The organism is Sphingomonas sp. (assembly GCF_019635515.1).
In the GTDB taxonomy this organism is placed as follows: domain Bacteria; phylum Pseudomonadota; class Alphaproteobacteria; order Sphingomonadales; family Sphingomonadaceae; genus Sphingomonas.
Genome location: NZ_JAHBZI010000001.1, coordinates 1,419,161 through 1,431,848, shown reverse-complemented (window position 1 = coordinate 1,431,848; position 12,688 = coordinate 1,419,161). Strand labels below are relative to the sequence as shown.

12 protein-coding genes are annotated in these 12,688 nt (G+C 65.3%); 6 read left to right on the top strand and 6 right to left on the bottom strand.

The window, feature by feature from the left end; all coding sequences use genetic code 11:
- The first annotated feature begins 7 nt into the window (after positions 1-7).
- Both KF730_RS07230 and KF730_RS07225 read left to right on the top strand, forming a co-directional pair.
- Entirely contained in the window at positions 8-1,195 is a 1,188-nt protein-coding gene (locus KF730_RS07230; RefSeq protein ID WP_294093389.1) for an acetyl-CoA C-acyltransferase, read from the top strand.
- Positions 1,196-1,345: 150 nt separating this feature from the next.
- Positions 1,346-2,008 (top strand): LuxR C-terminal-related transcriptional regulator, encoded by a 663-nt coding sequence (locus KF730_RS07225; RefSeq protein WP_294093387.1) that lies wholly within the window; start codon positions 1,346-1,348, stop codon positions 2,006-2,008.
- A 189-nt stretch (positions 2,009-2,197) separates the two neighbouring features.
- Here KF730_RS07225 and KF730_RS07220 read toward each other — a convergent pair whose 3' ends face one another.
- Entirely contained in the window at positions 2,198-2,695 is a 498-nt protein-coding gene (locus tag KF730_RS07220; RefSeq protein WP_294093386.1) for an SH3 domain-containing protein, read from the bottom strand.
- 72 nt (positions 2,696-2,767) lie between these two features.
- Here KF730_RS07220 and KF730_RS07215 point away from each other — a divergent pair, with 72 nt between their 5' ends.
- Complete coding sequence (locus KF730_RS07215; RefSeq protein ID WP_294093384.1) at positions 2,768-3,766, top strand: D-glycerate dehydrogenase; 999 nt, start codon at positions 2,768-2,770, stop codon at positions 3,764-3,766.
- Here the strand turns inward: KF730_RS07215 and KF730_RS07210 are convergent.
- The 5 genes from KF730_RS07210 to KF730_RS07190 all read right to left on the bottom strand — a co-directional run bounded on the left by KF730_RS07210 (position 3,763) and on the right by KF730_RS07190 (position 8,430).
- The gene (locus KF730_RS07210) at positions 3,763-4,449 is read right to left on the bottom strand and encodes a glutamine amidotransferase (protein ID WP_294093382.1); all 687 of its coding nucleotides are present in this window, start codon (positions 4,447-4,449) and stop codon (positions 3,763-3,765) included. The two genes, KF730_RS07215 and KF730_RS07210, sit on opposite strands and share 4 nt — an antisense overlap.
- Before the next feature lie 69 nt (positions 4,450-4,518).
- A complete protein-coding gene (locus KF730_RS07205; RefSeq protein WP_294093380.1) occupies positions 4,519-4,812 on the bottom strand; it encodes a hypothetical protein in 294 nt (97 codons plus the stop codon).
- A gap of 3 nt (positions 4,813-4,815) precedes the next feature.
- On the bottom strand, positions 4,816-6,219 hold the full coding sequence (locus tag KF730_RS07200) for a nitronate monooxygenase (protein ID WP_294095796.1): 1,404 nt from the start codon (positions 6,217-6,219) through the stop codon (positions 4,816-4,818).
- A gap of 64 nt (positions 6,220-6,283) precedes the next feature.
- On the bottom strand, positions 6,284-7,417 hold the full coding sequence (locus KF730_RS07195) for a glycosyltransferase (protein ID WP_294093378.1): 1,134 nt from the start codon (positions 7,415-7,417) through the stop codon (positions 6,284-6,286).
- 143 nt (positions 7,418-7,560) lie between these two features.
- Positions 7,561-8,430, bottom strand: coding sequence for an alpha/beta hydrolase (locus tag KF730_RS07190; RefSeq protein ID WP_294093376.1), 870 nt, complete (start codon positions 8,428-8,430; stop codon positions 7,561-7,563).
- 18 nt (positions 8,431-8,448) lie between these two features.
- Here KF730_RS07190 and KF730_RS07185 point away from each other — a divergent pair, with 18 nt between their 5' ends.
- The 3 genes from KF730_RS07185 (at position 8,449) to KF730_RS07175 (ending at position 12,667) form a co-directional block, all read left to right on the top strand.
- Positions 8,449-9,855, top strand: a complete 1,407-nt coding sequence (locus tag KF730_RS07185) for a protein adenylyltransferase SelO family protein (protein ID WP_294093374.1) — start codon at positions 8,449-8,451, stop codon at positions 9,853-9,855.
- Between the two features lie 60 nt (positions 9,856-9,915).
- Complete coding sequence (gene astD, locus KF730_RS07180) at positions 9,916-11,331, top strand: succinylglutamate-semialdehyde dehydrogenase (protein WP_294095793.1); 1,416 nt, start codon at positions 9,916-9,918, stop codon at positions 11,329-11,331.
- A gap of 280 nt (positions 11,332-11,611) precedes the next feature.
- The gene (locus KF730_RS07175) at positions 11,612-12,667 is read left to right on the top strand and encodes a hypothetical protein (RefSeq protein WP_294093372.1); all 1,056 of its coding nucleotides are present in this window, start codon (positions 11,612-11,614) and stop codon (positions 12,665-12,667) included.
- Positions 12,668-12,688: the final 21 nt, after the last annotated feature.

Genomic DNA, 12,688 nt, shown 5'->3' with positions numbered 1-12,688 from the left:
ATCAATTATGTCCGCCGACGATATCGTCATCGCTTCCTACGCCCGCACCCCGATGGGCAGCTTTCAGGGCAGCCTGACCGACGCCAGCGCCACCGATCTCGGCGCGGCCGCAGTCGGTGCGGCGGTCGAACGCGCAGGCCTCAAGGGCGATGCCATCGAGCGCATCTATATGGGCTGCGTCCTCCCCGCCGGCCTCGGCCAGGCCCCCGCGCGTCAGGCGGCGCTCAAGGCGGGCCTGCCGCAGCACATCGAAGCGACCACCCTCAACAAGATGTGCGGCTCTGGCATGCAAGCCGCAATCATGGCCGCCGAAGCGCTGGCGGCAGGCTCGATCGACGTGCTCGTCGCGGGCGGCATGGAGAGCATGACCAACGCGCCCTATCTGTCGATGCGTCACCGCGGCGGCGCGCGCATCGGCCATGATGTGCTCAAGGATCACATGTATCTCGATGGTCTCGAAGACGCTTATGAGCCCGGCCGCCTGATGGGCAGCTTCGCCGAAGAGACGGCGCAGCACTATCAGTTCACCCGCGAGGCGCAGGACAATTACGCTATCGCCTCGCTGGAGCGGGCGCAAAAGGCGCAGAAGACCGGTGCCTTCGATCGCGAGATCACACCGGTCGAGGTCAAGGGCCGCAAGGGCGTCACCACCGTCACCCTCGACGAGCAGCCGGCCAAGGGCGACGCCTCGAAAATCCCGACCCTCAAGCCCGCCTTCTCCAAGGACGGCACGATCACCGCCGCCAACGCCTCCTCGATCTCGGACGGCGCCGCGGCGATGGTGATGACGCGCATGTCAGTCGCCGAGAAGCTCGGCCTCACTCCCATCGCGCGCATCGTCAGCCATGCCGGCCATGCCCACGCCCCGTCACTGTTCACCACCGCCCCGGTGTTCGCGATGCGCAAGGCACTGGAAAAGGCGGGCTGGTCGGTCGGCGATGTCGACCTGTTCGAAGTCAACGAGGCATTTGCCTGCGTGGCGATGATCGCGATGCACGATCTCGGCATCCCGCATGACAAGATCAACATCCACGGCGGCGCCACCGCGCTCGGCCACCCGATCGGCGCCAGCGGCGCCCGCGTCATGGCGACGCTCCTCTCGGCGCTGGAGACCACCGGCCAGAAGCGCGGCCTCGCCTCGCTCTGCATCGGCGGCGGAGAAGCGACGGCGGTGGCCGTGGAACTGCTGGACTGACGGCCAGCTCCAACGCTGGGCGAAGAATCCGCATCGCCGAGCCTCGTCGATTTCGCGTTCGGCCCGCCGGTCGGGAATCGTCGATCGGCGAACCGGCAACAGGCTGGCCGGGGGAGTGAAATTCGCGGGCTTCCCCCATAAAGTCGAGCTATGACCGCAAGGCGCCAGCGCGGAAGGCCCGCCTATCCGGACATCCTGACCCCGGCCGAATGGCGTGTCGCCCACGCGGCGCGTCATGGCTTGACCAACCGCCAGATCGCCGAACGGCAGCGGATCAGTATCGACGGCGTCAAGTTCCACCTCGCCAATATCCTGCTCAAGCTCGGGATAGCGCGGCGGCAGGATCTTGTTGGCTGGCCAGGCATGCCGCTCCGTCCCGCAGCCAGGGAAACCGAAATGACCGAACCCTCCTCCGCCAGCGGGCCGCTCGTCCCGCCCGGCTTCACGCGACTCTTCCCTTATATCTTCGCCGCGAACGCCCGCGCCTATCTCGACTTCCTCGCCGATGGGCTGGGCGGCGAAACCATCGATATCCACGCCTCGCCCGATGGCGTGGTCCGCAACGCGCATGTCCGCTTCGGCGACACCACGATCATGGTCAGCGAAGCGAGCGAGGAATATCCGCCGTCGCGGGGCACGATCTACCTCTATGTCGCGGACGCCGAGGCCGCGATGGACCGTGCGATCGCGGCGGGAGGCGAACAGGTCACGGCGGTTGGCTTTCGTCCCTATGGCGAGAATCAGGGCGGGGTTCGCGATCCCTCGGGCAATATCTGGTGGCTGTCGCAACGCCTCGCGCCGGGCGGTTACTGACGGCTTCGATGTGCCTTCGATACAGGATTTCGCCTGTTTGACCGGGAGACTGCCATGTCCCCGGTAACCCAGCCGGCGGCTCCTTGAAATCGTCGGTTCGAAATCGCCATGGGTCAGTGCGAACTTTAGGGAACATTCGCGCCGCGCGTGCGCGTGGCTTTGCCCGAACCCCGTGTCGCCCTGCACCGCTCAGTTCAGCGCTTCGCCGGGCTCCATGCCCCAGATATGCGACTGCTCGACATAGCCGCCGCGCCCGCGCACATCGAACCAGCACCAGCCAGCCGAGCATTTACTGATCCGCCCGACCACGCCCGGTGCCGCGCGCCAGTTGATCCGCGCATTGAAATTGGGGGCGGCGCGCATCTCGGTCACCGTGCCGGTCACCATCGCGGTACGCGTCGGACTCAGCAGGTTGACCAGCATCCAGCCCTGGGTGCCGTCCGGATCCTCGATCTTGCGCCACTCGCCATAGATATCGATCACCTTGATCGGCAGATCGCGGCGCTGATAGAGCCAGCTCGACGGATAGTTGCGGCCCGGCCCGGTTCGCATCCGCGCCTTGTCCGCGTCGATCGATGCGAAATAGGGCGGCTTCTGCTGCGCCATCGCCACCGGGATCGCCATGCCGAGCGCGACCAGCGCCAGCACCACCCAACCCACGATCCGCATGCGCCGATTCACCATCATCGATCCTTATCCCGAGCGCCCGCGCTCCTTCAACCCGTTGACTGCGCCCGGCCAGCGGGCCAATCGCTCTTTATGGCACAAGCGTCCCGCCCCGCCCGCCCCCGGGTGTTCGTCACCCGCTCGTTGCCGGAAAGCGTCGAGGCCCGCATGGCCGAGCTGTTCGACATAAGGCTCAGCGCCGATGACGCCGCGCTGAACCGCGAACAACTGGCGGCGGCGATGGCCGATTGCGACGCCTTCGTGCCCACCGTTACCGACCGGATCGATGCAGAGCTGATCGCGGGCGCCCCCGATCGCCTGCGCCTTATCGCAAATTACGGCGCCGGTTATGGCCATATCGATCTCAAGGCCGCCCGCGAGCGCGGGATCGTGGTCACCAACACGCCGGGCGTGCTGACCGAAGACACCGCCGATATGGCGATGGCGCTGATCCTCGCCGCCCCGCGCCGGCTGGTGGAGGGCGACAAGATGGTCCGCGCCGGCGAATGGGCGGGCTGGTCGCCCACCGGCATGCGTGGCCACCGCATCGGTGGCAAGAAGCTCGGCATCCTCGGCATGGGCCGCATCGGCCAGGCGGTCGCCCAGCGCGCCCGCGCCTTCGGCCTCCAGATCCATTATCACGGCCGCCACCGCGTCGCCGAAGTGCTCGAAGCGCAGCTGGGCGCGACCTTCCATCCCGATCTCGATACCATGCTCGAAGCGGTCGACATCCTGACGATCCACACCCCGCACAGCGACTCGACCCACGGCCTGATCGATGCCCGCCGCCTCGATCTGCTTGGTCCGACGAGCTGGCTGATCAACACCGCGCGCGGCGAGATCGTCGATCCCGAAGCCCTGGTGCAAGCGCTGAAGGGCGGCCGGATCGCCGGGGCGGGCCTCGACGTCTATGTCGGCGAACCCGCCGTCGATCCGCGGCTGATGGATCTCGATAACGTCATCCTCCTGCCGCATCTCGGCTCGGCGACCTTCGAAGGCCGCGAGGCGATGGGGCAGAAGGTTATCGTCAATATCGGCGTCTGGGCGCGCGGCGACCGTCCCCCCGATCAGGTGCTCGACGGCTGGCTCTAAAGCCCGCCAAGCCACTCCCCGATCATCGCCCGGCCCGCGGCGGCGGCGGCAGGGCCAAGCGCGGCGTGTTCGGCGCGCAGCCGCTCGACCGAGGTGCCAGCCTGCACCGCATAGTCGGCACCACTTTCAAGCCACGACTCAAAGCGCGAATCCTCACCCATCTCGGCATGGAATTGCAGCGCCAGCAGTTCCGGGCCGCGGCGGAACGCCTGATGCGGATAGGCGTCGCTGGAGGCGAGCAATTCGACATTGTCAGGCAGCGCGAAGGTGTCGCCATGCCAGTGCAGCACCGGCACATCGGCGACATGGCGCACCGGCGAGTCGCTGTGCACCGTCACCGGGTGAAACCCCACTTCCTTGACCGGTCCGGGATAAACCTCCGCGCCCATCGCCGCCGCGATCATCTGCGCGCCCAGGCATACGCCGAGCGTCGGCAAGCCCCGTTCGATCCGCCGCGCCAGCCGGTCGACCTCGCAGCAAATCCACGGGTGCGCGCCAAGCTCGTACACGCCCATCGGGCCGCCCATCAGGATGACGAGGTCGGGCGCGTTGAGATCGAGCTGCCAAAATCCGGGATCGGTGACGTCGAAGCGGTCGAGATCATAGCCCGCGGCCTCGATCGGCTCGCGAAACCCCGCAATCCCTTCATAGGGAACGTGCCGAACGATCAGGCCCTTCTTCATTGCGGCTCAGAATAACGGATCGCCGGTTTCCGGCCAGTTAACCATTCTTGGCGCGCCGAAACGCGACCTTCAGCCGCTCTCGCGACTGGCGGTTATCAGGTCCAACGCGATCCGAAGCACCATGTGCAGCAAGACTAGACCTAACGCAGTGATCACTGCCGCAAAGAAATATGCGGGAACGTAGAGCGGATCCCGGCCAAGCTCTTCGAAGTGATAGCTCAAAAAGGCATGTGTCAGGATGCACGTCAGCACCAGCGACGCTACATAGGCCCAAGCGGGGTTACGCTGAAGCAGTCTGATGCTCAGGACAGATGCGAGTACCGAAAATAGCGCGAAGGCTCCGTACAGATCGGAGACCCCCATGCCTCAGTCCCCCGTCAAAATCCGATCGACCAGTTGCTTCACCGTCGGCACGAACCCGTTCGAATAGAACGGGTCCTTCTTGAAATTATACGCGCCGTGCCCCGCGAACATCAGGTTCTGGTCGGTCGGCCCGCCATGCGCGATGTCCTGCAGCGTCTTCTGGATGCAGAAGCTGCGCGGATCGGCCAGGCGTCCGGTCGAGTTGGTCTCGCTGTCCGCCCAGCTCGAGAAGGCGCACTGGCTGAGGCAGCCCATGCAATCGGCCTGATCCTTGCGGATCACAGCCTTTTCCTCTTCGCCGACAAAGACCAGCGTGTTGTCCGGCGTCTTGAGCGCGCTGGTATAACCGAGGCCGAACCACTCGCGCGCGCGCAGCAGATCGTTGCGCGTCACCCAGAAGTTCTTGCCCTTCACGCCCACATCGAGCTGGAAGGTGTGATCGCCGACGCTTTCGGTCGAATAGGCAATCTGGCGCTCCGAGCGCGCCTCGAGCGCACGCAGGAACGGGTTCTTGACCGCCGACGAATAGAAGCCGGTCGGCGAGAAGCGATGGAGGAGCACGTCGCCGGGCTCGATCTTCATCAGCTCGTCTTTCCACCCCTGCGGGATGGGGCTTTCCTGCGTCAGCAGCGGCCGGGTGCCGAACTGGAAAGCGATTTTGCCAAGCTCGGGATTGTCGATCCAGTTGTTCCAGTCGCGCAGATACCAGACGCCGCCGGCCATCACGATCGGCACATCGTCCGAAATCCCGCCCTCGCGCATCACGTCGCGCAGTTCCTTGACGCGCGGATACGGGTCCTGCGGCTTCAGCGGGTCTTCGGCGTTGGACAAGCCATTGTGCCCGCCCGCCAGCCACGGATCCTCATAGACCACCGCCGAAAGCCATTCCGAAGCCTTGGAATAAGCCCGCTTCCACAGCGCCCGGAAGGCACGGCCCGAGCTGACGATCGGCAGATAGGTGACGTTGTGGTGCGCCGCGATCTCGCTGAGCTTGTAGGGCATCCCCGCGCCGCAGGTCACGCCCGCGACCAGCCCCTTGGTCCGCTCGAGCACGCCCTGCAGGATGCGCTGGGCGCCGCCCATTTCCCACAGCACGTTGATGTTGATCGCGCCCTTGCCGCTGGCGATGTCATAAGCGCGCTTGACCTGGGTGACCGCCCCTTCGATCGCATATTCGATCAGCTCTTCATGGCGCTCGCGGCGGGTCAGGGCCTTGTAGATCTGGGGAATGATCTTGCCTTCGGCGTCATAGCTGTCGGCATTCACCGCGCTGACCGTACCGATGCCGCCGGCAGCCGCCCAGGCGCCCGCGCTGGCATGATTGGTAGCGGCAACGCCCTTCCCACCCTCGACGAGCGGCCAAACCTCGCGGCCGTTGTAGAGAATAGGACTAAGACCCTTGAACACATCGCCTCCACTAAAATTCACGGGCGACCTAGCCCGATCAACGGCAACAAGCGAGTAACATTTGTTACCCGAGAACGCCCGGACGGCCCATAGCCTCGGCATAGAGCCGCGCATAGGCGAAGACCATTTCGCTTTCGTCATATAACGCGCGAGCCCGCTCGCGGTTCGCGGCGCCGACATATTGGCGCAAATCGCTATGCTGGGCGAAAATGTCGATGCGGTCGCGCAACAGCACCTCGGTACGCTCGGGCGCGATATATTTGCGGTTGTACTCGCACACCATCGCCGAGATATCACCGACATCGGGCGCCACCACCGGCAGCCCGGCCGCCATCGCCTCGATCACCGAGATCGGCGCCTGCTCGCTCTGCGACGAGAGCGCGAAGATATCGAACAGCCCCATATATTTGTGCGGCTCGGGCAGAAAACCGGTGAGGATCACGTCATCCTCGATCCCCATCCCCTCGGCGGCATCGACGATCGCTTGGCGCTCCGGCCCCTCGCCGACGATCACCAGCTTGAAGCGGCTGTTGAGCCCGGCACAGGCGCGCACCAGCATCGGCAGATCCTTTACCGGCCGCAGGCCCGCCACGGTGCCGATGACGACCTGCCCGGGCTTCTTCTTCCGCAGTTCGGGTATCAGCTTCGGATCGGGTTTTCCGGAGTAGAGCCCCGTCCGCACGCCATTCGCGATCCGCCGCAGCCGCTCCGGCGGCTGACGCCACTGGGTGAGCGCGACCTGCTGGAGCTTTTCCGACGGCACCACCAGCGCATTGGCGGCGGGCAAGGCGATCCGGCGGTACATGTTGCGCACCGGATTGAGCCGCACCGCCTCATCGGCGTTGAACCCGTCCTCATGATGCACGAGCGGCGGCAGATCCTTGCCGAACACCCGCGCCGCCATCACCCCGTCGATCGCGCCCCAATTATAGGTCAGCACCAGATCGAAGCGGCGCATATAGCGGGCGATCGCCTCGTAGCGCCTGACCGAGGGCCGCCCCGAAAGCGGCGGCGGATCGAGCGCGATCTCATATTTGATGCCCTTGTCGATCATGGCGCGCGCGGCGAGCTGATCAGGCATTGCCGAGACGATGGTATGCCGCGCCTTGTCGCCGAACGCGTTCATCAGCCGAACCGCGCGCGCTTCCTTGCCGCCAAGGTTGAAGGTGGAATGGAGGTGGAGGATGTGGATCGACATGCTGGGGGAGGGCTTAGCGAGCACCCACTTCACTGTCACCCCGGACTTGTTCCGGGGTCCAGGGTGCGGCGGGCGCTGCAGCCAGAGCCTCCCGCCCATAGCCTGCGGATAGTTTGACCCCAGAACAAGTCCGGGGCGACAATTTAAGGAACAACCTTCGCCAAGAGTCGCTCGATTCCCGCCACCGCTTCCGGCTCATCCAGCGTCGGCGCATGGCCGATGCCGGGGAGCGTCACCAGTTCGGCGCCCTTGACCCGCTTGACCATCTTCGCCGCCACATCCTTGCTCAGGATATCCGATCGCTCGCCGCGCACCACCAGCAGCGGCTTGCCCTGCAGCGCGTCGATCGTCGGCCACATATCGGGCGCGGCCTCGTTGCCGGGAATGCGGAACGGCTCGGCGATCTTCATGTCGTAATCGAGCACGATCCGCCCCTGGCTGTTCACCCGGTACAGCCGCTTGGCCATCCGCAGCCAGTCCTCGATCCCGAAATCGGGATAGACATCGGCATTGCCCTCCGCGACCGCGCGCGCCGCATGCATCCAGGTCGGGTGCCACACGCCCTTGCCGACATAGGTGCGGATCCGCGCCAGCCCGGCCTCGCCGATCTCGGGACCGACATCGTTGAGCACCGCGCCCGCCAGCCGCTGCGGATTGGTGCCCGCCAGCAGCATTGTCACGATCCCGCCCAGAGACGTTCCGATCGCGACGAACCTGTCGATCTTGAGCTCGGCGAGCAGCGCCTCGACGTCCTGAAGATAGGCCAGCGGCACATAGCTCATCGGATCCTTGGCATAGGCGCTTTCGCCGCGCCCGCGAAACTCGACCAGGATCACCCGCCATTCGCCCGCCAGCCGCGCGGCGAGTTGCTCGTAATCGCGCGCGTTGCGCGTCAGCCCGGGGAAGCACAGCACCGGCGGCTTGTCCGCGGGGCCGGCATAATCGCGATAATGGAGCTTCAGCTCGTCCCGCGACCACCAATAGCCGTCTTCATAGTTGCGCCGTTCACCCATCGCTCCCCATATCGCGGCATGCTCTTCACTCCGCAACATGCCATCGACGAACTAGGCGACGAATTCGCCGATCCGGTCTCGGCCGCGCCGTTTCCCGAGACGATCCTGCGCTTCCGCAACGATCGCGCCGCAGCGGAAATCGGGCTTGAGGACTTGGACGACGCCGCGTGGATCCGGCACTTCGCCCGCTTCGAACCCCTGCCCGGCGCCCAGCCACGCCCGCTGGCCCTGCGCTATCACGGCCATCAGTTCCGCGTGTACAATCCCGAGATCGGCGATGGCCGCGGCTTCCTGTTCGCCCAGATGCTGGACGAAAACGGCCGCCTGATGGACCTCGGCACCAAGGGGTCGGGGCAAACGCCCTATAGCCGCTTCGGCGACGGCCGCCTGACGCTCAAGGGAGGCGTCCGCGAAATCCTCGCCACCGAAATGCTCGAAGCATTGGGCGTCGAAACCTCACGCACCTTCTCGCTGATCGAGACCGGCGAGCAACTGCATCGCGGCGACGAGCCCTCGCCCACCCGCTCGGCGGTGATGGTCCGCCTCAACCATGGTCATATCCGCATCGGCATCTTCCAGCGGCTGGCCTATTTCCAGGACACCGAGAACCTCAAGCGCCTCACCGGCTATGTTCTGCGCCATTATTACGGCGAGGAAGCGAAAGATGACGCACCGCAACGCCTGCTTGCTCTCGTCGCCGAGCGCACCGCGCGCCTCGCCGGCCAGTTCATGGCTGCGGGCTTTGTCCACGGCGTGCTCAACAGCGACAATATCAACGTCAGCGGCGAAAGCTTCGATTACGGCCCGTGGCGCTTCGCCCCGACTTGGGACCCCGGCTTCACCGCCGCCTATTTCGACCATGCCGGGCTTTACGCCTTCGGCCGCCAGCCCGAGGCGATCTTCTGGGACGTGATGCAACTCGCCAGTTCGCTGCGCCTGATCTGCGACGAGGCACCGCTGGTGGCGGCAATGGACCGCTTTCCCGCAGCCTATACGCGCGAAGTCACCGCCGCCGTCCTGTGGCGGCTCGGCCTCAAGCCGCGCAACCCGGAGCAGGACCGCGCGCTGGTCCAGGCGACCGAACGCGCCCTCACCGCCAGCAAGGCGCCGCTCGACCGCTTTTATTTCGACGCGTTCGGCGGCCAGCTCCCCCAATCCTATGGCGAACCTTTCGCAGAACTCCGCGGATTGCTGGCGGGCTACGAACCGCGAAAGCCTCGCGACCATCCCTATTGGGAAGATTCCGAGCCCTGCTCGATGCTGATCGAGGAAGTCGAGGCGATCTGGTCACGCATCGCCGAGCAAGACGATTGGTCCCCCCTCAACGCGAAGATCGCCGCTATTCGCCGAATGGGCGAGGCCCTCCAAGGGTCCGGCGATGCGCGGCATCGTTGGAATGAGGGACGAGGGGAGGCTCTGGCATAGCCGCGAAAATTCGTGCAAGAGCACGCAACTTTCTATCGGGGCGACGATACCAAGAACAGAATGGCCGGACAGGAAATCATCTCGACCGAGCCCGCGACGGGCGCCATTCTCTGGCGCCAGAAGTCCGGAGACGCAGACACCGAAGTCGCGCACGCACGCCGCTCCTGGGCGGAATGGGCGGCGCGCCCGCTCGCCTATCGCATCGAGGCGCTGCGCCGGTTCGCCAATGTCGTCCGGCAAAAGGCCGATACCTTCACCGATCTGCTCGCCCGCGAAACCGGCAAGCCGCTATGGGAAGCCCGCAGCGAAATCGAGACGGTGATCGCCAAGGTCGATATCTCGATCACCGCTTTCTCCGAACGCACCGGCCAGCGCCGCATCGACGCGCCGATGAACACCCGCCTGGCGCTGCGCCACAAGCCGCACGGCGTGCTGGCGGTGCTCGGCCCCTATAATTTCCCGGTGCATCTGCCCAACGGCCATATCGTCCCGGCCCTGCTCGCGGGCAACGCGGTGGTGTTCAAGCCGTCGGAAAAGACCCCCGCCTCCGGCGCGATGCTGGTCGATTGCTTCCACGCCGCCGGCATTCCCGAGGGCTGCATCCGCCTGCTGATCGGCGGCCCCGACGAAGGCAAGGCGCTTGCCGCACATCCCGATATCGACGGGCTGCTGTTCACCGGCTCGGCCAACACCGGCATCGCCCTCAACCGCCAGTTCGCGTCGCGGCCCGAAAAGATCCTCGCGCTGGAAATGGGCGGCAACAATCCGATCGTGGTGTGGAACACCCCCGATCTCTATTCGGCCGCGGTGCTGACGGTCCAGTCGGCCTTCACCACCGCGGGCCAGCGCTGCACCGCCGCGCGCCGCCTGATCGTCGATCAGAAGCTCTACGATCCGCTGATCGCCGAGATCAACAAGCTGATCGGTCGCCTGATCATCGGCGAACCGCATGCCGATCCCGCCCCGTTCATGGGCCCGGTCATCGATAACGATGCCGCCGACATGCTGACCGAGAGTTTCCTCGCGCTCTCCACCATGGGCGGCCGCCCGCTGCGCCACATGGAGCGCCCGATCGAGGGGCGCCCGTTCATCACCCCCGGCCTGATCGATATGACCGGCGCCAACGAGAAGGTCGATGTCGAGCTGTTCGGCCCGATCCTCCAGGTTTTCCGCGTCGATACGTTCGAAGCGGCGATCGCCGAGGCCAACGACACGCGCTACGGCCTCTCGGCGTCGCTGGTAAGCCAGGACCCCAAGCTCTACGACCAGTTCTGGGCCAATATCCGCGCCGGCATCGTCAACTGGAACCGCCCGACCAACGGCGCTTCCTCCTCGGCGCCGTTCGGCGGCATCGGCTGGTCGGGCAATCATCGCCCCAGCGCCTACTACGCCGCCGATTATTGCGCCTATCCGGTGGTCTCGTCCGAATCCGACAGCGCCCGCGCCGCGATCGGTCTGGGCCTGCGCGACGCCTGAAAGAAATCCGAAACGCTTTCGTTCTTGACGCCCCCGTAATGAGCCACGATCCGTTCGGGAACGTGTGAAGGTATCGGGGGGGTCACCGGTGACTGGCGCTTGTTTTCGATTTGCCGCGTTTCTTTATCTCGCAGTGGCGCTCGTACCGGCGGCGTCGGCGAAGCGCGAGAGTCCGCTGGTATCGCGATTGCCCGCCGTCGACAAAGTGGTTCGCGACTACGGCGCCAACCGGCCCAGCCAGGGCGCCGCCTGCGCGATACTCGCCGCGGCCCTTCGGTCCTTGAGCAATGAGACGAATCTGCGCTTGGGATCGGGGCCCGAACCGAAACGCTTCCGCGATTATGAAAAGTGCCGTGTCCAGGCGATCAACGACGCTCGGACGGAAGGCTTAGATGTCGGCACAGCCTCAAGGCGGCTTGAAGAGAAGGCGCGGGATCCGGATTTCCAACGCGAGGTCTCGCGCCGCTATCTTTCGTCCGCCGATTACCAAGCCTGGGAATCCGGCCAGAAGATCCAGTGGCAGATCGCCGACGAGCTTGATGCGAATACGCGCTACTTAAACCTGATCATGCTAGTCCCCTATCTCCTTGTATTTGCAGCCGGGATGTTCCTGATCCTGCGCGCGTTGCGTCCATGGAGGCTTGACAGCCAGAGCGGTCTGCTCCGCTTCGGCGGGCGCAGCTTCACTTTCTATCAGCAGGGTGGCGTGGTCGTGCAGGCAGCGGCTTCGCGCTCCACGCATCACGTTCCCGGTTCGCAAACGATCGCGACCAATCAATATGGCCATAGCCATGTCGTCAGTTCGACTGCGGGATACAGCTACACCACGCTCCACGAAACGATTCACCTGATAGACGGTACCGGGCACGAGCAGGTGCTGCGGTTGGACGACTGGAGCATCTCGGCACGCGGCGGCCACGTGATCGGCGCCATGCATGCGATCCGCAAGGGCCGGCGAACCGGACCCTATCTACGCGTCTGGAATTTCACGCTGGACGAGACGACGAGCAACCGGGCGGCGATCAAGAAAATGTTCGGTTTGGGTTTCCTGGGTTGGGCGGGGCTGACGCTCTCGATCGGAAATGTCGGCCTGCTGCTTGGCGGCATCTTCGCGGCGCTTTCCGTTCAGGAGGGAATGGGGGCCGCGGCGGCGGTACCGGTCCTGCTCAGCTTCCCGTTCGCAATGATCGCCGCGACGGTGGTTCATTTGCGCGTGCGCAAGCGGCGGACCGAACGGTTCGAGCGCGAGATATCCGCGCCGCTGCGCGCTTCCGCGGAGCGTGAGGCGCGCGCCGCCGCCGACCGCACGTTGGGACCGGTCAGCCGGGCCGATTGAGCCGCACGCGCCCATCCAGGG